18 protein-coding genes are annotated in these 22665 nt (G+C 41.2%); 9 read left to right on the top strand and 9 right to left on the bottom strand.

Annotated features, from left to right (window positions below):
* Positions 1 to 2: 2 nt before the first annotated feature.
* The 9 genes from traK to AACZ87_RS22070 all read right to left on the bottom strand — a co-directional run bounded on the left by traK (position 3) and on the right by AACZ87_RS22070 (position 7616).
* Positions 3 to 620: a conjugative transposon protein TraK gene (traK, locus tag AACZ87_RS22110; RefSeq protein WP_339870257.1), complete on the bottom strand. Its 618-nt coding sequence runs from the start codon at positions 618 to 620 to the stop codon at positions 3 to 5.
* Positions 621 to 632: 12 nt separating this feature from the next.
* Positions 633 to 1856: a conjugative transposon protein TraJ gene (gene traJ, locus AACZ87_RS22105; protein WP_339870256.1), complete on the bottom strand. Its 1224-nt coding sequence runs from the start codon at positions 1854 to 1856 to the stop codon at positions 633 to 635.
* A gap of 29 nt (positions 1857 to 1885) precedes the next feature.
* Entirely contained in the window at positions 1886 to 2509 is a 624-nt protein-coding gene (locus tag AACZ87_RS22100) for a TerB family tellurite resistance protein (RefSeq protein WP_339870255.1), read from the bottom strand.
* A gap of 7 nt (positions 2510 to 2516) precedes the next feature.
* A complete protein-coding gene (locus AACZ87_RS22095; RefSeq protein WP_339870254.1) occupies positions 2517 to 3164 on the bottom strand; it encodes a hypothetical protein in 648 nt (215 codons plus the stop codon).
* 27 nt (positions 3165 to 3191) lie between these two features.
* On the bottom strand, positions 3192 to 3896 hold the full coding sequence (locus AACZ87_RS22090) for a conjugal transfer protein TraI (RefSeq protein WP_339870253.1): 705 nt from the start codon (positions 3894 to 3896) through the stop codon (positions 3192 to 3194).
* Between the two features lie 24 nt (positions 3897 to 3920).
* Positions 3921 to 6380, bottom strand: a complete 2460-nt coding sequence (locus tag AACZ87_RS22085) for a TraG family conjugative transposon ATPase (protein WP_339870252.1) — start codon at positions 6378 to 6380, stop codon at positions 3921 to 3923.
* A gap of 45 nt (positions 6381 to 6425) precedes the next feature.
* Positions 6426 to 6755, bottom strand: a complete 330-nt coding sequence (locus AACZ87_RS22080) for a DUF4133 domain-containing protein (protein WP_339870251.1) — start codon at positions 6753 to 6755, stop codon at positions 6426 to 6428.
* Positions 6756 to 6782: 27 nt separating this feature from the next.
* A complete protein-coding gene (locus AACZ87_RS22075) occupies positions 6783 to 7109 on the bottom strand; it encodes a DUF4134 domain-containing protein (RefSeq protein WP_339870250.1) in 327 nt (108 codons plus the stop codon).
* Between the two features lie 72 nt (positions 7110 to 7181).
* Positions 7182 to 7616, bottom strand: a complete 435-nt coding sequence (locus AACZ87_RS22070; RefSeq protein ID WP_339870249.1) for a hypothetical protein — start codon at positions 7614 to 7616, stop codon at positions 7182 to 7184.
* A 689-nt stretch (positions 7617 to 8305) separates the two neighbouring features.
* On the opposite strand from AACZ87_RS22070, the gene AACZ87_RS22065 reads away from it, so the two are divergent.
* From AACZ87_RS22065 to AACZ87_RS22025, 9 genes are all read left to right on the top strand, one after another.
* On the top strand, positions 8306 to 8776 hold the full coding sequence (locus tag AACZ87_RS22065; RefSeq protein ID WP_339870248.1) for a JAB domain-containing protein: 471 nt from the start codon (positions 8306 to 8308) through the stop codon (positions 8774 to 8776).
* Between the two features lie 423 nt (positions 8777 to 9199).
* Positions 9200 to 10186 carry a zincin-like metallopeptidase domain-containing protein gene (locus AACZ87_RS22060; RefSeq protein ID WP_339870247.1) on the top strand — a complete coding sequence of 329 codons (987 nt, stop codon included), beginning with the start codon at positions 9200 to 9202 and terminating at the stop codon, positions 10184 to 10186.
* Positions 10187 to 10729: 543 nt separating this feature from the next.
* Positions 10730 to 11914: a DUF5623 domain-containing protein gene (locus AACZ87_RS22055; RefSeq protein WP_339870245.1), complete on the top strand. Its 1185-nt coding sequence runs from the start codon at positions 10730 to 10732 to the stop codon at positions 11912 to 11914.
* 768 nt (positions 11915 to 12682) lie between these two features.
* Complete coding sequence (locus AACZ87_RS22050; protein ID WP_339870244.1) at positions 12683 to 14350, top strand: DUF6035 family protein; 1668 nt, start codon at positions 12683 to 12685, stop codon at positions 14348 to 14350.
* A gap of 27 nt (positions 14351 to 14377) precedes the next feature.
* Complete coding sequence (locus AACZ87_RS22045) at positions 14378 to 15211, top strand: DUF2971 domain-containing protein (RefSeq protein WP_339870243.1); 834 nt, start codon at positions 14378 to 14380, stop codon at positions 15209 to 15211.
* Between the two features lie 64 nt (positions 15212 to 15275).
* A complete protein-coding gene (locus AACZ87_RS22040; RefSeq protein ID WP_339870242.1) occupies positions 15276 to 16076 on the top strand; it encodes a hypothetical protein in 801 nt (266 codons plus the stop codon).
* 246 nt (positions 16077 to 16322) lie between these two features.
* Positions 16323 to 20657 (top strand): hypothetical protein, encoded by a 4335-nt coding sequence (locus tag AACZ87_RS22035; RefSeq protein ID WP_339870241.1) that lies wholly within the window; start codon positions 16323 to 16325, stop codon positions 20655 to 20657.
* Between the two features lie 245 nt (positions 20658 to 20902).
* Positions 20903 to 21733 (top strand): hypothetical protein, encoded by an 831-nt coding sequence (locus AACZ87_RS22030; protein WP_339870239.1) that lies wholly within the window; start codon positions 20903 to 20905, stop codon positions 21731 to 21733.
* Between the two features lie 62 nt (positions 21734 to 21795).
* Positions 21796 to 22608, top strand: coding sequence for a hypothetical protein (locus AACZ87_RS22025; RefSeq protein WP_339870238.1), 813 nt, complete (start codon positions 21796 to 21798; stop codon positions 22606 to 22608).
* The last annotated feature ends 57 nt before the right edge of the window (positions 22609 to 22665 follow it).

Raw genomic sequence — 22665 nt, 5'->3', positions numbered from 1 at the left:
AACTATCGTGTTTGGATTTGGATGTCATAATTTTCAAGGGTACTCCACTTTTCAATGAGGAACCCATGGGGATTGTGCTCGCTTCTGGAGACAGTTCTTAAGTAGCCTTCGGTGATCAGTTGCCTGGTGACGATGGATCCGGTCCGGGTAAGAACCTGCTTGCCGTAGTACCTGAAATAGTAAGGGGTTTGCGCTAGATCGACCTGCACACTGTCAGTCTGGATTTCCTGGCTGATATTTCCTGCAATGATGTTGGAGTAGTAATTGCTTTCCTGTAGGTTGTCGTATTGTCTTTTCGCTGACGCATCAGCCAAGTAAAGGGCTTTGGTGGTATTGGCTTTGATTACTTTTTCATCAGGGTCCAGCGTAAAGAAATACCGGTGGAAAGTTGAAATGTGGTCTTTGGCTTCTACAGAAAGGTTTTCTCTTCTGTCGGTCAACAAAGCTTCCAGAACTTTTCCGTTGGCCAGGATATACACCTTTTGCTGCAATGCGGCAGTCAGTTGCTGGCTTTGGTAAAGGGTAAACCCGGAAAAGAGTAGGCATCCGATGATTACAGCCAACGTGAACAGCCGGATTTGACGGAAGGCAGTATCGATATTTTTTGGTTTGGTAAACATGGTCGGTCTTTTTTAGCTGTTGTTCCCTTTGAGTTTGTCGGATTGATACCCGTCTCCCTCATTGAAGTATCCCGAGGAAGTGCTGTGGGAGGATATGGATTGGCGGAGTTTGCCGGCTTGATCTCCCAGGTAGTCAGCTACCATGCCGGCACCTTTCCCCACGACTACAGCTCCTGTTCTTGCTGCAGCTACCGTACTCGTAGTTCCTCTGGTAAAAAAGCTGGAAACTTTATGTGGCAGCGCTCCACCTGAGGCGGCATGAATGATGTAATTGGCAACCGAGGGGACAGTGAAGTACCCGATAATACCGATGACCATAAAGATCAAATAAGCAGTATCAGTAGCAGAAAAGAAGGTGTCGCCATAATTCTCAATTTGACCGATGTCAAGGATCAGCATTTTTTCCTGAATAGTACTGATGATGGCACCGAAGATATTGGCCACGGGAAGCCATAGGTAGATATTGATGTACCGGGCAAGCCAGACCGTCAGTGTGTGATGGAAGCCGTCATATACAGAGAGTCCAAAAACCAATGGGCCAAGAATGGACAGTACAACCAGCTGGAAGGTTCTCAGTGTATTGATACAGAGGGAAGCTGCCTGAAAAAGAACCTGAAGGACTTCGGATAGAGCCTGTTTGATCCAATACTTGAAATTGAACATTGATTTGGAAGCGAAAAAGCCCAATCTGTTACTGATTGTATCCCAAAATCCCTGCTCGGGAGTTGGGCTGTCATCATCTAAGCTCTCTGAGTATTTGAGCCATTTTTCGTAATCGTGCTCCTGGATGTTGGTTCCGAGCATTAGACCTTTGGTAGTCCCCTTGGCAACCTGTTCCTTGTGCTTGAGTAGAGCTTCAATGGATGAATTGGAATGCTCTACCATAGCGGCTGTTGCCTTCACTGTAGGATTCATCACCCCGTTAATTAGGGATAAAACTGATGGGAAAAGAAGAATGCAAAAGCCGATAACAAAGGGGCGAAATAGGGGATAGAAATCGATGGGTTCTGCTTGGGCGATGGAGCGCCAGACTCGGGAAGCGATATACCATAAGGCACCAAAACCAGCAATTCCCTGTGCCACACTGATCAACTGGCTGCACAGCGGCATCATCTCGGCGTATAGCTCTTCCAAAACTCCATGGAGGCCTCTGTCATAGCCCACCTGGGCATGGGAAGTCAGCGGATTAAGGATGGTTAATGAAAGGATAGTGATGAATTTAAGAAGTGCTTTCATGGTGAGTGGTAGGCTTAGTTGTCCTTATATCAATAGAGGTTTCTTATTCCATCCAATTCCTGCTTGGCTCTGGATCGGCTGATAGCCAGCACCTGGGTTTCCTGGTTGAATGCTGTCAGGAACATCAGCTTGTCCTGGATATCCCGATGGATGCGGTCTATGGTTTCCAGCCGTTCTTCATCGGACATTCGAAGTTTTCCGGCGGTCAAAACCAGCGTCAATTCATCCAGCTGTTGCAGGCTTTTTTCAAAGAGATTTCCATAGACTTGGGACAGGTAGGAAATTTCATGTACTGTAAACTGGCCTGATGCTTGGAAGCCGGAAAATGCCTGTTTGTAATCCCTGACCAGCTTGAGCTGATAGCCAATGATTTCTGCTGTTTTGTGGTAGTTTTTTACCGCAGGGCTGATCTGAAGGAGATTATTGAGGAAGGTTTCATGCAGGCTGAAGTTTCCCGAGGACAGGTTTTCAATCTGGGAATAGCCTGTTCTCAGGGTGGTGTACCCTTTTTCCAGATCTGAAAGGATCTGCTTGAGCTGTTCGAGTTTGGTGACGTTGAGCAGGAGCTGGGCAGCCTCGTCGGCCTGGGCATTGGAGTTCTGAAGCCCAAGCGACAGGTATAGCGGAAGTAGAAGAATAAGGAATGGTTTCATAACTTATTTAATCTTTGGTTGGTATGAATAGACTTTTATAATCTTTGATTGCCCGGGATTCATGCTGCCGGGAAAGGCTTAGGTTTTGGCAGCTTTGGTAGAACCGGATGGTGTAGCCGTATGCTTCCTGCATCCCAGCATGGATTTGGTTGAGTTGAGAAAGCCGTTCAGAATCACTGAGATTCAATTGATCCTTTTCCAGCAGGGTTTGGAGCTCAGCCAGGATTTCATCGCAGTCATTAGCAATGGACTGATGCACATGCCGGATGGTTTTTTCTTCTGAAGTAGTGAAGCTGTTTTCGGCAAAGATTTTGGTGGGAATTTGCAGTGTCAGTTGCCTGGTTTTGGAATAGAGGGCGATGGTACGTTCTGCTTGCGGATGGTTTTTGACCTGTGGATTGATAGTAGAAAACGAGCTGAAATAAGTTTCATGCTGTGCGTAATCACCGTTTTGAATGGTATGCACCAAACCCAATCCTTTGGATGCTACTTCATAGCCTTCTTTGAGTACAGCTCCATAGGCTTTCAAGGCAACGATCTGCTCTGCCAGATACTTCTTTTGGGTGTCTTTCTGCTTCCACCATTCATTCCAAGTTTGGGCATTGGTTGTTAGTGAAATACTGGCTAGATAGAAAATAAGAATCATTCGTTTCATGTTTTTGGATTTTAATTAAAGGCTGGCTTAGCGGGTGATTCCGTAGAGGTATTGGATCTGGTTGATTTCCTTGGTATTTGCAGCCCGTCGAAGACTGAGCTGTCCGTTACTGAGATTGAAAGCAATGAGATCCTGATAGTTTTGATCCACCCGGTTTGCGGTTTCATTAATCAGCGCCAATCGTTCCCCCTCACTCATTTGAAGGGTAAAGGATTTGACCAGGAGAGCCATCTGGTTCAGGTTTTCTACCGTGGTTGCCAATATGCCTCCATAGACCCTAGCCATGTATTCTTTTTCCGAACTAGTGAAATGCCCGTCCTGCTGGATGACTGCCCAGACTTTTTTGTATTCTGATACGATCAGGGCCTGCTTCTGGGAGATATCTTTGACCCGCTGAAATCCTGAAATGGCTGATTTGACAGTCTGTAATTCGTTGAAATAGTTTTGGTATAAATCCCGCTGTTTTTCTGTCCAGTCAGCAATTTGTTCCAGCTTGAGTTTGGATAAGGTGTTTTCCAATACCTTCTGGGCATTCTGCATCCAAAGCACTTTGTTCTGCTCGCGTTGGATCTTGAGATCCATCGCCACAATGACTTTTTTCACACCGGCTTTGATAATTTCAAGGATGGCCAAGGGGACAGCTGCTTCACTCTGCCTTGGGGATAGTGTAAGGAAGGAGCACAGTAGGGTTAGGATCAGACTTCTTCGGAGTATGTTTCTGTGGATTTCCATAAGTGAATGGTTTAGTGTTGTGGGTTAAGTAGTTGATTCAGCACAAAGAGCAGCGATACCTTTTTGGATGGAGCCAAAGCGTTCAGCATATTCCATGACTTTAATCTTCTCGGTTTCCTCAGTGGTGTAGGCCAGGTATTCTTCTTTGGAAACTTCAGTGCGGTACACCTTGGAAAGCGCTCCTCCCAGACTGATAAATACTTCCTTGTACTTGCGTTTGGGGTCGTTGGCCTTGTTGACAGAAAGCACCATCGCCCGTTCCTTATCAGTAAGCCCCAGGAGTTGTTGGATCTGATCGAACTTGTTCTGGTATTTGGATTGATCGAGCAGAATTTTACAGTCACTGTTGTTGATGATGGCCTGTTTTACTACAGGTGAGCTGATGATATCTTCCACTTCCTGGGTGACCACAATGGCCTCCCCGTAGAATTTGCGGACTGTTTTGAACAGGTATTTGATGTATTCGGCCATACCTTCCTTTGCGATGGCTTTCCAGGCTTCTTCGATCAGGATGAGTTTGCGAATACCTTTGAGCTTGCGCATTTTATTGATAAAGACCTCCATGATAATGATGGTCACCACAGGGAAGAGAATCGGATGGTCTTTGATGTTGTCCAGCTCAAAGACAATAAATCGCTCCTGAAGCAAGTCCAGATTTTCTGAGGCATTCAAGAGGTAGTCGAATTCCCCACCTTTGTAATAAGGGCGCAGCACATACAGGAAATTGCCGATGTCAAAGTCCTTCTCTTTTACCTTGTCGTACGAGAGTGTTTCCTGAAAATCTGATTGCAGGTACTCATAAAAGCTGTTGAAACTTGGGAACAGGGATTTATCTGAATCCAGCTTTTCGTAATAACCCTTTAGGGCATTGGAAAGGGCTACGTATTCACTTCGCTTAAACGTCTCGTTGTCTTTTTTCCAGAGGGCAAGCAGCAGGGTTTTGATGCTTTCTTTCTTTTCGGTGTCCAGTTGGTCTCCTTCAGCAATAAAGAAAGGGTTAAAGCGGATCGGGTTCTTTTCATCGTAGGTGAAATAATAACCCTTGACCATATCACAGAGCCCTTTGTAGGAATGCCCTACATCCACCAAGACCACATGTGTACCCTGCTCGTAATAGCTTCGGATTAGGTGGTTGGTGAAAAAGGATTTGCCGGACCCACTGGGGCCTAGGATGAATTTATTTCGGTTGGTGCAGATTCCCCGTTTTACCGGTTCATCGGACAGATCCACATGGATAGGCCTTCCGGTCATTCGGTCTCCCAATCGGATTCCGAATGGACTGATGGAGTTTTGATAGCCCGTTTCCAGATTTAGAAAACAGGACGCTTGCTCGACAAAAGTGTCAAAGCTGTCATTCATAGGGAAGTCGGCACTGTTCCCGGGTATCCCTGCCCAAAAAAGCTGTGGGGCTCCTACGGTTTCCTCCTTGACCGAGGCTTCCATCTGGGAGAAGGCAGATCCTACCTGCTTTTTGATCTCTGAAAGCTGGTTTTGATCTTCTGTCCAGGCCAGAATATTGAAATGGGCCTTGACTGGAATCCGTTGCTGGCCGATGGCTTCATTTAGAAAATCATTGGTAGCATCCCGTGCGATGGTATTTTCCCTGCTGTAATTGGCAAGGGACTGGAGCCGCAGACGTTTGGATTCCAATTCTTTGAGGGTTTGCTGCGTGTCACCGATAAAGAGGTACTGGTTGTAGATATGGTTACAGGGGAGCAGCTGGCCTAGGGAGGAAGCAAAACCCACACTGAATTTTGTGGTGTCGGTGCTATATTTGTCGTAGTTGATGCGGGAACCACAGAGCAAAGGAAGATCTTCGGTTTCATTTATGCTGAAGATCCTGCAGGATTTGTTTCCGACCTGAAGGTTGGGTTTGAAATTGATATCGGAAATCCAGATCGGTCTATCATCACTCGTCAGATTGCAGTATTTTTCCAGAATCCCTGCCTGAGTTTGATTGCTGTACAGACAATCCTCTTTCAGTCTGCTCAGACTGACAAATCCACTATCGGATAGAATTCGCTCAAACTGTCCACAGGCATCCAGAAAATCAGGAAGTGCTTGGCGCAAGGTCAGTTCTTCAGGAATGATATGGGAGCGGAGTAGGGTGGAGAATAGACTGCCGGATGGTTTCCTGTTTTTAGGTTTCAGGGTAAGAAACAGGTAGCAGGAGTGATCCAGAAAAGGTCTTTCATGGAAAAATCGCTCACTGCTTCTGTTCAGGAAACTGGGGTTGTCTTTGCTGAAATCTGCCTGATGGATGCTTTGGGTAAACCAATCCTGCTTATGGAGAATACAGTTTTTGGGCAGGGTTTTAATTGCCTTGATCCAGGCCTGATGAAAGGCTTCATAGTCTCTGTCGCTGAGCGTAAAGATTTCAGGAAGGATGGTTTGATAGGCCACGGTGATATCCCCCATTTTGGAGAGGATACAGTCCTGCTCTATACTCAATATCGGGAAATGCTTTTCCAGTAATCGTTCCATGGGAATCAGTGGGTTTGAAATGAGAGATTGATTTTGATATGGGGTTTACTTGCTTGTGGTTTTGACCTTTCGGAAAACCCCTCTGGATTTGAGGCGGATGGCGTGGGGGACTTGGCGGTAGGCCAGTTTTTTGCCCAGTCCATGTTCCCCATAGGTTTTGCTGAGCCGGTAGATCTGGATGACCAGGATGGCTCCTGAAATACCAACAAAGGCAAGACAGATAAATGGGTTGATTCCGAGTATATAGAGAATGGCAAAAAGGATAAGTAGTGCCAGCACACCGGCAGCTAGGTACCAGATGTACTGGGCTTTTAATCCTTTAAATTCTATGGGCTTGTTGATCCCTTTGTTGATTTTGTAGACGCTGTTGGCCATGGTTAGGAGATTTAAAAAGATGGTTGATTAGACCCCGAAGAAGGATTGGATGACTGTGGCTACTACCACCAAAAACACACAGCTGCCAAACCAGGCGGCAGCGACTTTTCCGGTATCTGGATCACCCGCATTCCATTTTTGATAGACTTTCACTGCCCCGATCAAACCGAGAATGGCACCGATGGCATACATCAGACTGGTGCCTGCGGCGAAGTAACTTCTGACCTGACGGTCTGCTTCGGCTATCCCTGCCAAGCCGTCCTGGGCCTGTGCTGAAATAGAAATTAGTAAGAGGAGGAAAGCAGCTAAGAAGAGTTTTTGGTTTGTGGATTTGATTAGGTTTGGCTTTTTCATGGGAAAGGATTTTAGAGGTGTTGGTATGAGTTGAAGGAGGTTGTTTTTACCAGTGGATAAAGTGGGAGGAGATTATTCATTCCAGATCGTTTCCAGCTCAGATTCGCTGAAGTTGTGGCGGGTTTGTTTGGGGATGTTTTCTGAGAGGTAATTACCAATGGCAACCCGGTAGGCGGGATCCCGAAGCCCGGGGTGGTTGGACAAGACTTCGCTTAGCTGCTTAAGCAGAAGTTTCTTGTCTGTCATGTTTCCCGCCCTTCCGAGTATGCCTTGGATTTCCGCAACCGTGAGCTCCAGTTCTTCAAAGCGATCAGTTTCCGTTGGGTCAGTCCTGCTCAGATGCCGTTCCTTTTCCTGCTGACCGGGTGGATTGAACTGCAATGATTTTCCGGAAATCAGGCTGCGGAGTTCTTTGGGGTAGTATAGTCCGATGATGATGAGGTAATAGGTTATGATGCCTATTGCCAAAGCGAAGAAGTAGTTGTTCCAGGTAATTGCTTCCAACATGGGATTTCTGTTTTGTTGATGCGGGTTTGTTTCCCGCTGACAGAAGCAAATTTGTCTGTAGTAAATGCCTGTTTTTTACACCGTTTTGGTAGCTACCAAAAAAAGTTTAGAAATTAATTTTGAAGGATAGGGAAGGGAAGATGCATTATTGACCTAGAGAGATTGGTAAGGGGAATATGGGTTATCTTTTAGAGGGTTAGTTTATTCTTATGAAAAGGCTGAAGTTGGGAGTTGAAAAAAATTAAGGGTTTTTGACTATTTGTCTTTAGTGACCAAGCTTAAGTGTGACTTTTTTTAAGCTATTAAATGAGGATAGGACCGTTCCTTCGGCCGGGCTTTGCATTTCAATCTCCTTTCGGAGGATTTACTTATCAATCCCTAACGGATGAGCTGCAGACTGAATAGAAGGGCATTAGCGACTATTTAATTTAAAGTTTTGTTGGCGTAGATCGATTATCAGGAGAGGAATTGCCTTACTAAATTTTCTTAGCGACACGACTTATTAAATCCATGCTCTTTTTATCCCTGAATTCCTCACCAAGTTAGTCCTTAGGGCTCTGGGCGACCGTAAGCTTCCGGCATAAAGCCGCTTGCTGCGCTGCGCTTTTTATTCCTTTTCCTTCCGGTCTTTGTCGCCCAAGGCCTGATGATGCTTCATAATTCATTGTTCCACAAAAACGAAAAAGATTATGGAGACTGCAGAAAGAAAAATTGATTTGTTTGAGGTAGCTGAGATTAAGCTGAGCTACAGTGCAAAGGTAAAGTCATTCCAAAGACCTAGGGTAGCAAGTTCAAGACAGGTATATGAGGTATTTGCCAAAGCCTGGGATCAGGACAGAATAGAGTTTGTAGAGGACTTTAAAGTAATGCTGCTGTCTAGAGCAAACCGAGTGCTTGGGATTGTGAACATCAGTTCAGGAGGAACTGCAGGCACTGTAGTGGATGTAAAGCTGGTTTATGCAGCTGCAATAAAGGCTAATTCCAGTTCCCTGATCCTAGCGCATTGCCATCCGTCTGGGAATCTACTGCCATCAGAACAGGATAAAAGATTAACCCAGCGGATTAAAAAAGCGGGTGAAATACTGGATATCCCGGTACTTGATCATTTAATTATGACAGCTGAAGGGTACTATTCCTTTTCGGATGAAGGGGAGCTTTAGAGCTCTTCTTTTTTTAGCTTCCATGAATTTTTCGAAAGGGAAAATTCCTGGAAGCTATTCCTAGGCCTTTATTTTTATAAAATTGCGATTGATGGCAGATTGCTATAAAGGCGTATTTCCAATATTGAGCATTTCATGATCCTCTAGCCTTTTGTATGTGATTTTTAGCTGTTCCAAATGGAATTTATACAATTCGATCATTCAGACTTTTTGATATTTCAAATAAGCCAACAATAGGACTTAATATTTTTTCCATTCCTTCTTCCGCCAATTTAGCCTGATCCCGTCACACGAGGCAAGAGACTACAGCATAAAGCCCACGCGCTTGCCTTTGCCGGTTTATTCCGTTTCCTCTTGCACTTAGTGCCGGTTTCAGGCTGGTGCAGCTTCATAAGTATTTGTCAAACCAAAACACAAAAGACTATGAAGATGCAAACAAAAACATCAGCAAAAACATCCACTAAGAGAAAAGATGGAAATGACTTTGGAAGAAACAAGGGGCGCAGTACACAAAGCCCAAAAGGATCATCGGATATCTATCGGAAGTTTACTGATCTGATTATTGAAAAACTGGAAGAGGGGGTGATTCCCTGGAAGCAACCTTGGCATGAAATGGGAATGCCATCCAATTACCTGACGAAAAAACCGTACAGGGGAATCAATCTGTGGCTGTTGTTATCCTGTGGACATCAGTATCCCTATTACCTCACCTTCAAGCAGGCCAACTCATTGGGAGGGAAAATTCAGAAAGGAGCGAAGGCGATTCCGATCTGCTACTGGAACTTTGCCTTTCGTGACAAGAAAACGGGAAAGGTGATTCCAGAAGATAGGATAGGAGAATATGATCTGAAACTGGTGAGTAAATCCGGTTTTCTCAAGGAGTATAAAGTGTTTCCCATAGAACAGATTGAGGGAATAGCATGGGAGTTTCCAGAAGTCAGCAAAGAAGAGCCACTTCCTGATAATGAACAATGCCGGAAGATCTATGAGGAAATGCTCCGGGCTCCTGAGTTGGTTCATTCCGGTTCCTCAGCTTACTACCGGACAGACCTGGATCAGATTACCATGCCGGAGAGAAAACTATTTGCATCCGCTGAGCAATATTTTTCAGTATTGTACCATGAGATCTGCCATGCTACAGGACACCCTTCCAGATTAAACAGAGTAGGCATCTCAGAACCTCAGCAATTTGCGTCAGAATTTTACAGTCGCGAGGAGTTGATCGCCGAGATGGGAGCAGGGTACCTGAATAACCTCACCGGGATATTGGATCAGAGCCTGCTAGAGAACTCGGCAGCCTACATCCAAAACTGGCTAAACGAACTTCGCAACGATAAGCACTTACTGATAGAGGCTGCCAGCAAAGCCCAAAAGGCTGTGGAATACATCCTAATGAAAGCTCCATTTTAGAATTAGGGGAGTAATCCCCTTTTTTTTGTCACTGTTTAACAATCTAGACAAAATAAAGCCTGAATGTGTATTTTATTGGCATGTAGTCTAAAATTCCAGCCAGTGTACCCAATTTTAGGATAAAAAAGCAATAGGTAGTTTAAATCAGATATAGTCTCAACGATATCTTGAGAAGATATGTGGTGAAATCAAAGAACAGCCTAATTTCTTATCTTTTGTAGAACTCTCGAATGCATTAAATAAAGTGAGAATACAAATTACCTAAAGTTCAGAAAACCATCGTACGGAATCGCAAAGAAGGAACTTAGAGCTTGTCTTAATTGAGTAAGAGATCACCGTTTCTTTTGGGAGTTGTTTGCGAACATGATTTGCGATTTGTTATTTTTTTGCTCAAATTTAGCCATGGCTTGTCGGAAGCCAGTCGTTCGCCAGCAGCTAAATCGTATCGATACCGAATTCAACTTTACTTCGATCGGAAACCAAATTCTCGTTTCGAAAGACGGTAGGCGAATGACGTGTTTCGTGTGAGAGTCTGGAATTTCGATGAAACGAAAAGCAAATGGCCACACTGCCGCTTATATTAAGCGTCTGGCTAAATCAATCAAAAAGTCTGAGAACATCAGCCATCATGAAGCACTTGACAGGGCCTCAAAGGAATCAGGCTTTGCTAACTGGGCTAATTTCCTCAACTTAAGTAAAAAGGGACAGCCTCAAAATCAAAAAGTAAAGGCAACTTTATCTCTACCAAATCCTCTAACGCTACCTTATCATTTATTTCCTGCTAAGACGGGAGACAAGCGTCCTAATGCAAAAATGCCGATTTCGGCACACCAGAAGATAGCTGGTTATTTGAAAGTGGTCAAAGGTGAAGTGGAGTATAATAGAAAAGCGTCTAATTTATTATTGAGTATTCAAAGTACGCTTGACGATTGGATCCAGCAAGAATATAAAGATAGAAGTGAATTGTCCGATGAGGTATTCTCCCAAATGTATTTTGGACAAATATCTTCCTCTCCTTTGTTATCGCCTTCTAATCAGGAAAAACAAGCGTTAGTCCGAAAGATGAGAGCGTGTCAGCAACTACTAAAAAAGCACTATCATGAATGTCCGCCAATTATTTCTTTGCATAAAAAAATAGATTCGGCTATAAAATTAATTGACAATTGGCCGGCCTCCGCTTCTAAGCGGGCTATAGCCGCTGAAAATAAATATGGCCGTATTGAACCAAATACATTGGTGACCTTGAAAAGTAACAAAAGAAAGGGGCTAGTAATTAAGGATAAATTTTCTGGAAGTTATATCAAGTGTTATACCGACAGCGGGATTAAATCTTTTAGCAGAGACCAAATTTCTGTCGCGAGGGATCAATCTAGAAAATTAGAGTTTAATCCTATGAAGCTCATGCTTCCTTATGGCAAATGGATTTGTAAAAATGGTTCGGAAGTATTGTTCAACCGGGACTATAAACCAATCTGGATTAAGGACGAAAGTGGAGTAGTTTATAGTGTTGAGCCTCATTTATGGGTTCGTGATATTCAGGAACATGTTTTTTTCTTTCAAGGAGGATCTGAGCCCTGGTCAGGAGATAAGAAGTCAACAAGCATTTGTCTACAGGTTTTGAAAGAATGGTCAGTTGATAATAAAGTCTCCAAACTTATGGCACTTCTCCCGAAAGTAGCCTCAGATGGGAATATTGATCTTCTAAAGTCAAATGACTGGCCTAGTTGAGAAGTCAAATATTGAAAAGGCTGAGGTTTTTTTAGCCTTTTCAATTTTTAGAAATTTCTTATGGTTGGGTATTATTCATTAAAAGCGCCTTCACATTTTGCTGCAGTTATTGAAAAAAGTATCTTTTTCAGAGATGATAGCACTATAAAGAGCGATTTAGAAAGGAGAGGAAATGGTACAAAAGAATCCTCTATAACAGTGAGAAATTTCGCTATAGACACTGATGGGATCTCATTACGAATTAGAAATGCTTTTGGAGCACTGTCAATTCTCCATAACTGAGTGAAAATTCTCTATAATTAAGTCTACAGCAAGTAAAAGACTTAATTAAACCTGCAATGACTTGCTTTTTATTATGAGGCGAACCTTAGGAAGTTTTCTAATATCCTCCTTTTTTTTATCATTCATTTTCGCTTAATCCCATATTCCAATTGCAAATTGGAAGAGATTTTGGGCTAAAGGCACCTTCACCCAGCTTCACAAACGATGTTATTACAGAGGGGAAAGTTGGAAGGAAAAGCTGGAGAGGATGATGGCTTAATATCTTGGTTACTTTTTTCGGTTGGTTTATAGATCCAAACATTTCATTTATTGAAATTCAATTCAATAAATTCTTCACTTGCTTTAATGTGTCAATTTATGTCATAATTAAAATTATAGCCTTTGTTTTTCAGCTAATCTTTGTAACTATGGTTCATGTAATTAGCTAGTTGTATTCGTTCTTAAATGTTGTATAGAATTAGTAAAAGCTAAATCCTAAAATTTGAAATGGGGAAATTTCGCAGGACAATTGATGTAGCACGGTGTAAGGAAACAGGTGAAATCTTCAGAGCCAGTGAAAGGTTTATTGAAACTAAAGAAGCTTTTTTTTATCGAAGGCTTTACCATGAGAAATCAATATCCTTTGAATGCATTGAATGCGATCAGGATTTAAGTATTTCCGGAAGTAAAAATGATAGAATCCATTTTAAGCATTTTCCAGACCATGATCCATGTTTTCTAGTGCAAAACAATTTTAATCTGGAAGAACAAAAATTTTATGAAAGAGCCTTAATTGCGAAAGAAAGTGAAAGGCATAAAGAATTAAAGCAGAAGATCGGTTATCGACTGGCATTTGTTGAAGGTGTTGAGGCAGACTCAATATCAGTAGATGATAAGTTTATTATTAAGGGGAAAGATAAAAGAAAGCCAGACGTTTACTGTAGATACAAAGGAAAGGAACTGGTTTTTGAAATCCAGTTATCAGAGCTTTCACTGGGATATATTCTGAGTAGGCATAATTTCTATAAAGCTCATGGCATCTACTTGATTTGGATTCTGGATACATATGATATAAGGGATCAAGGAACCAAGGAGAAGGATTTAAAATACCTTTCTTATCATCAGAATTTTTTCAGACTGGATGAATCAGTCACTGACTTCAAACTAATTTGTGATTATAAATTCCCATTTCTAACTAAAGATAATGCCTTATTAACTCCTTGGCGAAAAGAATATGTTTCACTCGATCAATTAAGTTTTGACAGCCAAGCTATTCAGGCATATTTTTTTGATTTTTCTGAAAAGCTTGAGAGAGTTAAAAGCCTACAAATAATTAAATCAGAGGCTCTTAAGCTCGAAGAAGAAAAGAAACTTCAAGAAGAGATTGAAAATGCTGCTCATGCCAAAGTTCATAGGATAATTGGAGAAATAAAAAGATTGAAGATGGGAAATGCCCATGATTATAGTAGTGTGATCAAGAAAATTAAAAAATTGGACTGTTTTGAAGTTGCTTCTTTAAACAATAGTCTCGGGTTAAATCATCCCAATAGAACTAATGCACTCATCAAATGGATAGATGACACAAAAGCTTCAGAACCATACTTTTTGAGCTTTATCTTGGGGTGCAGAGAAATAGAATTGGAAATAAATGCTGTAGATAGATCAGATAGAACAGTGTTTATGAAGGTAATTGAAAACCTTACCAAACATAAAAATATGATACTTCGACTGCTGTTCAGGAGAGGTTATAAAATGAATGAAAATGATCGGAATTTATTGCGGACAACTTCTTTAAGAGAAATTTGTCTAGCAGATCAGGTTGCATATGATCTTTGTAATAGGTTAGATAATAGAGACTTGGTGGATGATGTCTTTTATAACCAAAAGCTTCTTCTAATATTTGAATCTATTAGTCAGAAAAGAATCATTGCATATAATTACGCCGCCGATAACTGGCTAGCCTTCGCGAATAATGCTGTTGAATATTATAAAAATCATTGGTTGAAAATTGAGCTTTCTTTAAAACGAGAGAAGCTTTGGGAAACAATTATTAGCTCTGACAAAAAAAGTACATTTTCAAAAAAGCTTGAAAAATGGAATTCAATATCCCCTGCACAAGATAATCAGACTAACGAATTGCTTTTTGATCTCTTTCCACATTTGATCTTTCAATAATTAATAGTAGAATCAATACACTTAAAAATGACAGGAGAACTTTTATACCATTATACTTCAATAGAAAGTTTGCATAAGATTCTTCTGGGAGATGGAGAGAATATTGTTCTCAGGGCCACTCATGCAAATTTTATGAATGACCCTGATGAATTTGAATTTGCAAATAAAATCATTACCAAGACTCTTCTGGAATATGAGTCAGAAAATAGTGTTTTGGAAAAGAAAAGTGATAATTTATTTGGTAAAGGGGGAATCTTCGGATCCTTTGCATATTTGCCAGGTGAGCCATTTATTCTTTCATTATCAGAACACCAAGATGATTTATCCATGTGGAGAGCTTATGGGCATGATGGAAATGGAGTCTGCATAGGATTGGATAAAGAAATGCTGAAGAGCTATTCGGAAGATCCTGAGGTTATAAATACTACCCTTTTAGAATGTGAATATCGAAAGGAGATTGTAGAGAACCATTTCCGAAAGTATTGGATTAATAATTACAATGATTTCAAAATAGAGAAATCAGAAGATGGTCGTATAACGACAGGATTTAATGATGGTAGTATCTTTTTTTCAATGCCAAAATATGGATTCTCTGCGAAATCCCCTTCCTATGGTTCAGAAGCTGAGTGGAGGCTATGCACCAATGAAGGGAAAAATTATCAATTTAGAACAAAGGGGAATCTATTTGTCCCATTTATTGAGCATAAATTCCGGAAAGAGATTTTGAAAAAAATCGTAATTGGACCTTGTTTGAATGGGCTACAGGTTGAGCAGGGAATGAGGTTTTTCCTGAAAAAATTCGGCTTTCCGGAGGCTAAGGCATTTATAGAGAGATCCCAAATTTCATATCGTCAGGTATAGGATCAAGTCGATAAAAGTGGTGCGAAGCCATATATAATTTCATTCATATTAACAAAGTCCAACTATGGCTCATATCAGACTTAAGGCAAGCAAAGAGCAGGTTGTTAAATTTAATCCAATAGCATTAAATGCTATTGATTTGCCTGCAGAAAGTAAAGAGTATGTCAAAAAGTATCTTGGGTCAAAGAAGTTGGCTGAAGATGATGAAATGGATATTATGCTTTTATTGTCTGACAGGATAGTTTTTGGATTTGATTACTTAGATGATAAAGTAAAGAGGGTTGTTGTGGAGATTAATCCAGTAACAATATTTTTCTCAAATGCAGTAATGTGTTCCAGACAGCTTAAATATTATAAAGATTTGCTGCTTTCACAAGCGCCAGATGTAAAAGAGCTAGGTCGTAACAGAGAAGGGGTAAATCAAAACCATTCTGGAATGTACTTTCAATTGGCAATAAATTGCATAATAAATCTTCAAGCAGCATTAGAAAGCTTTGCCAATAGAGTTATTCCAAATGACTATATTTTTATTGGCAGTGATGGCAAAGAACAAGTTTCAAGTATTACATTGAAATTATACAATGCTATTCCAAAAATTAGGAATAGTAAGTTTCGGCCACCTAAATACAAAAAATATAATGCCCAAATTGATAGCTTAATTAAGCTCCGAAATCATATTATTCACCTAAAGCCCAATGGTTTAACAAACACGGGATATAAGGGTGTTTACAGAGATTTGTTGGATTTTGATTATCACAAAGCAATTGAATCTGTTAGGGTCTTCATTAACTTTTATGAAGAAAATCTGATTGAAGAATGCCCTTGTGGAGATAACTTCTCCTTTTTTGTTGGCCAAGATAAGTAGTCATTTGGAATTTGAATATGAGAAGATCAAAGAGCATGTCAATAATTAGTAAGAATATCCGGATGGAATTGCAAATTTCACTCAATTCGAATGATGAGTAAACTACATCGAGTTGGGAAAATACCCCCGATTCTTAAAGAAAAGATTTGGCACTAAAAAAGAAAGAAATAGCTTAAGATTCATGCTTACTTTTGGGAGGTTTACAGTTCAAATCTTCATTCTAATAATGTGCATCTATTTTAAAACATGAATTTCGATAATTTTAAATCTTACGAGGACAGTCCTCAAAACGCATTTGAAACATTTTGTACCCAATTATTTGAGCGGTACTTGCGCAGAAAATATGGCAGTAACCTAGTCAAGTTTCGCGTGGTCAACGGGGCCGGTGGTGATGGCGGAATCGAAGCTTATGGCGAGTTGACTAATGGTGACCTTATCGCCGTGCAGGCCAAATGGTTCCGCACCAGCATGCAAGACTCGCAGATCAAGCAGATAGAAAAATCTGTAATCACGGCGATGAAGCATCGCAAAAACATAGTGGAATATTTTATTTGTGTTCCCCGTTCTCTTGCGTCCGTGAAGCTAGGTAAGGGAAAGGTCCCTGTGATAAATACAGAGGAATATCGCGTGGATCAACTCACCACCCAAATAGAAACAGCTTACCCTAGCACAACTTTTACCTGGTGGTTTGAGCAGGATATGCAAAACGAGTTGTTGGAAACGGACAACGAGGGAATGAACAAATTTTGGTTTGAGCGTGATGTAATAGGGCATAACCAGTTGGTGCAACAATTCGAACTGGAAAAGGATGCGTGGATCGAAAAGCGGTACATTCCCGAATTACATGGCCCGGGGGTGATCCAGTCGCATATTGAACAGGTTTTATATAGTAATGTATACCGCAATGAATTACTCAACCGAATCGGAAAGACCACCAAATTATTACAAAACATCACTTCGCTTATTACCCGGTTTAGTGAAACCCTAGAGGCTTCGAATGCCATGTTACTTGAGCTGCAATCCATTCGGGCGAATATTGATCATAATCTAACCGCACTTTTACCGATAATAACTGCGATCCAGGAGGGGGTTAGTAAACTGCCCCCTATTGCCTTAAAAGCCATGCCCGTAAGCAGCGATTTGTTCATTAACCTGGAAGAATGGCAGCCAAGTGCCCTACAATTGGGCTTACCCAGACGTTTATCTGAATTGCTCGACCGGGTTGCGGAACTTAATATAAATGGAACCGTTGATCAAATCAGGGACGAAATGGAGCAATCAGGACGGCTCTTCCTGGGTAATGGGGGAACGGGTAAAACACACGCTCTTTCCAATATCGTGGATATTCGCCTGAACCTGCAAAAAGTTCCTGCCATGATCATCAGGGCGAAAGGTGCTCCAGCTGAAGATTGGTCTGCGCTTCTTAAGAAAGCACTGGATATAGACAATTGGAGTAAAAACGAAATGTTATCAGCACTTGAAACTCTTGCAGTCCGCGCAGACTACCAAGCCGCGAAAGCCTTAAACCCAGGGGATGAATTGAATAATGAACCCACCAAGGTCATCATCTGTGTCGATGGTTTGGAGGAAGATACGGAACACTGGCCGGAATGGTATGAACGAATTAGGGAGAGCGTAACCCTCAACAAGCGTTATTCAAGGGTAATTTTTGCCTTCACTGCAAGGCGTTACTTTCTGAATGAAGCCGAAGTGCCCGTTGAAGGTAATTTCCGAATAATTGAAATTCCGAGGGAAGGAGATGTTCCGGTACAGGAGGTGGTTGGCCAGTATTTTGAGCATTTTGATATCGCCGTTGAACCAAAATCTTTAATCCGGGGCATCGATACCTTGTACGCACTCCGCTCATTCTGCAAACTGTATGAGGGGCAGAAGCTGACCGCCGATGATGAGATATTGACCGCTGAACATGACCTCCTGAATGAAAAGATCAACCAGATGGAGAATGAATTTAGAGGAGTAAAGAACCCCGGTGCTGCCAGAACTCCGGTTAGAGATGCCATCGAGGAAATTGCTGAAGTATTTTATGCGCATGCCGAAATAACTCATCCAGAATTATTCACGCTGCTAAAAGATGGTTCCTTAAACTATCTCGATAATACTGAAGTAGAAAGGGTAATTGAGTTTTTGGTTAACAACGCGTTCCTGACGAAAAGTGAGATTCCGGTGGGCAAAGGGCCTATGCGGAAGATGCAAGTAAGCTACACCCTGACCTACCAATCTATCATGGAGATCATCATGGCAAAAAAATATGTCGATGGCATCGTCAATAAAGAAATTACTGCAATTCCCAAACACCTGCTGGCTGTATCAGAAAGAGGAGAACGATCCGAACAACAGTTGGTTAATCAGCGCATTGTACAAGAGATTGTGAATACTCTTTTCCATGACCATGACTTATTGATCGGCTGGGATGATTTTATAGCTGAAGGAATTTCGGCGGCCACGATCCAGCAGTTACAGACCAAAGCGCTGATCCAGGCACCGCAGGATGTTGCCGCCTCGTTCAAGGCCAATATAGACGCTTTATATTTTGAAGACCACAAGAGCCGCCATTTCGTATTCCACGAACTCATTTATCCTTCAGCGTCATCCTCAGCCAATTATTTCGGTGCCGAATACCTTCATGGCTTGCTGATGCAACAACCGACGGCAGTTGATCGGGATAAGATTTGGCTCGGGATGGACCGTCATGATATTCATGGACTTGAAAAAGATGAAAGCCAACAATATTATCGATATGACTTGCGCTGGGTAATTGATCCAGATGGCGAAGGCGAACTTTACCTGCCTGAACTGTCCTTACATAATGAATATCCGCTGATCTTTGGGTGGGCGCTGGCTACCCTAGATCAATCTTTCCGAGAGCGCCTGCGAACTGCGCTTACCGGCTGGGCGATCAAACAGCCTCAGGAGTTTAAATTATTACTCGATAAATTATTTCCTTGCAACGACCCGCAGATACAGGAAGATTTGGCGGCGGTCACATTAGGAGTTGCCTCCAGGTTGAAAAACAAAGCCGCCTTAAAGGAACTGGCCGAATGGGTGCTGGCCAATGTTTTTGCGGAACCCGGCAGCCACCCGGATATCATTGTCAGAACCGGATTCCGGTCAATTATTGAAAGGGCACATTATGCAGGTGTGATCACCGAGGAACAAGTGAGGCGGGCCCGGCCGCGTCGCGTGGAAACACTTCAATATATCCCGGTTGATGCCGATGCCCTAGAAAAAGGCGGCGAAGAGATATATCCAATCGTACACGATCTAGCCTGGTATGTCATTAAACGCTCATTTGATGATTTTCTGGAATATGATTCCATTGACAAAGAAACAGAGCCGGAGGATAGGGGTCAGGAGTTTTTGAAAGCATACCTTGGACATCTTGATCTCGAACATTTATCGGTTTACTCTTGGGCAATCTCTGCAGCAATTGCGTATATGAAATCCCTGGGTTTCAACAGGACCGAAGATAATGGAAATGGCTATACAGATTCCAGCCATGGTTCAAAAAGCAAGCTGTTCACACTTGAGGAAAAATATACCTGGCTGGCAGTACATTATATTCAGGGCTATCTGTCCGACTACTTGGCATTAAAAGACAGTGAGAAATTCGTGACTGATTACATGCAGATTGTTAACATCGGTAACCCGGCGGAATTCCTTGAGGAAATACCTCATAGTGAGATGCCGGATGTGAAAGATAACTGGATCATTAAAGAACCCCTAGCCCCGGAAATGCAGGAGACGGGAACACCTGACGAACAGGTCAAGGTGGCCGTTGAAAGTGAGCCAAGTATTGATTTTAATAATTGGATTCTTTTCGCTGATAAGGATCTAAGAAGTGAAGGAATCAATAAAGAATGGTTGGCTCTGTTCAACTATACCGACGTCCATGATTCCAAATCTTTTATCAATTCAAGTGTTAACATCCGTGGTGTATTGATTGAAAAAGGACAGGCACCCGAATTGTTGGCCAGGGTAAATGATAATCCGAGCCCATCTTTTGTTCAATCAATTGACGCAATGGTCAGTTCACCTAATACAGATACTTATAGCAATCCGACAGATGTAGTTTGGATGAAATGGGTGGGAGAAAGCTATGACACTGAAAAATACTATCTTCCAGCGGAAGGTAAAGAAAAGATTATGCACTATGCCGTCACCAGCGTAACAAAAAACACTGTCGAAAATGGTGAAAACGAAATATATATTCCTTCCAAAATAGTCCGGGATATGCTGGGCATCAGCGAAATGGCTCAGCAGTTGTTCCTAGACGATGAGAGTCGAATAATGGCAATCAATCATATTCTGAGCAGCCCTAGCTACGATAGACAAGAAATGACACTCGTACCGAAAGAGGAATTTTTCAGCAAACTAGAAGAGGAGGGGAAAGAAATAGTATGGTTTGCCGATCTTTTCAGATCGAAAAATGCACTTAACAAAAGCATAAAAAGTGATGAGCACCCTATGAAGACCCGGAAATACATGGTTTGGTATGAAAAAGACACACTAAAGTGGGAGAAATTTTGGGATGCCCGTTTTTCAAATCAAAAAGACGAGTAAATTGATCAATGATAAAGTAAAATTTGGATGAATAAGAGGGAAAGTTATTTAATACTGTCATTCCCTCTCATTGAAGGACTCCTGAGAATGGTTTATTCGACAGCCTTATTACTCTTGAGCTCGATTAGCATTGTATTCAGACTAGTGAGTATGTAGTTTAAAACTAGAGGGTGTTTATTATAAAATAAATCCATATTGTTTCTGGTTTCCAAGTTATTTTAAGTGAAAATTAAAGAAATAATAAGTTGAAAAAGGACAATTTCTCAAAAAGGCAAGGGTTTCATTCATTTAATCGAAAAGAGATTGTAGTCAGAGAAGAGGCTCCTGAAGGACTGCGAGGTTTTATTAGAATGGCTTTTTATAACTTGAAAAAGAAGCCTTCTGATTTAAGATCAATTGCTTCACGAGTTTTAAAAATTCCACCGGATAGGAATAATTGGTCAGATTATCCAAACATTGATTACGAAGTTGAAGAGCATTTGGAGAATTGTCAATGGTTTAAAGTATATGATATAATAGAAGCAATAATTCAAAGTTTAGATCGCCAACAGGCGTTGGATTTTACCGATGAAATCAATGAGTATTTTATTGAAAATGGTATAGGATGGAAAATAGAAAATGGATTAGTTGAAACACGCGGGGATGAGGTTTTTGAGACGGCAGTCAAGACTGTAGAAAAAGTTCTGGAGACCGCAAAACTTCCTACTGCAAAAACTGAAATTAAGGAAGCACTTAAGGATTTGTCTCGGCGACCTGAACCAGATATTACTGGAGCAATTCAACATTCTCTAGCATGTCTGGAATGTGTTGCTAGAGAAGTATCTGGAAACAAAAAAGCAACCCTTGGAGAATTAATAAAAAAGCATCCAAATATTGTTCCTAAACCTCTTGATGCAGCAATTGAGAAAATATGGGGGTTCACATCTGAGCAAGGGAGGCATTTAAAAGAAGGGAATGCTCCAGATTATTTAGAGGCAGAATTAGTAGTAGAATTAACAGCAGCTATTTCTACATATTTAGGCAAAAAACTAAGTGGTACAACTAAAACATCTGAGGATGATGATTTACTTTTCTGAGAAAAATATTGCTGGGCAGATCTAGGTTTTGTTCCTGATACGATAATCCTCAAATATTTAAAATGTACTACCTAGAGACAAATGTAATAATTGCTTTGGCTAATGCTCTTAACAATAAAAAGATTCGGGAGATGTCTTCAACGTCTGCATATTCAGTTTTAGAGCTAATCTCTGGACTAAATAGAAAAAACTTCTCTAGAAAAAAAGGGCCTGTGGATAAGCTTATTAGATCAGGTATTCCAATTGAATGGATTATGCCTGAAGAGAAAGTTTGCAACTCCTTTTCAGAAATTTCATTTGAGGAAGAGCGTATTAACGATTTAAAGAGTATCTTTATGTTGCTAAATCAATGTTCCTCATATGAAGAACTTGAATTTGAAATCAGACAGCATAAAATTCAATATGATTTAGGATATTTCAGTTCCTACGATCAAATTTGGAGAAATAACTTTGTAAGAGCGACCATAAAAGGAAATAAGGAGATAGCAAGGATTATAAGTGAAGATCAATCTCAAGTAAATATATTACAGGACTTTGATAAGAACATCCAATTAAATAATTCACTTACTGTATATGCGTTTGCTCAGCAGCTTTCGAGGAAACTTGAAATGGGAGTAAGAGAAGTTTATGAAAGTTACAATGGGCAGAGTTCAATATTTATAGGTGCATTTTCCTCATATGGTATTGCCAAAATGGTTAACAAGCAATTTCCTGCTAAAAACGACATTTTTGATTTAACTCACATGCTTTATCTTAATTCGGGTAACAAAGTGATGGTGTCCAACGATAGAATTTACAAATCTTTTGTTGGGAAAATATCAGGGTTTGAACTTGTGAACAATACTGATTATATAGAAAAACTAAGCAATTTGTAAGACCGACACTATCCCGAAAAGTGTGTAAATGAATTTTAAGGTTGGTTAGAATTTTAG

The organism is uncultured Algoriphagus sp., from assembly GCF_963974365.1.
Classification (GTDB): Bacteria; Bacteroidota; Bacteroidia; order Cytophagales; family Cyclobacteriaceae; genus Algoriphagus.
This window is presented reverse-complemented; position numbering and strand designations above follow the sequence as displayed.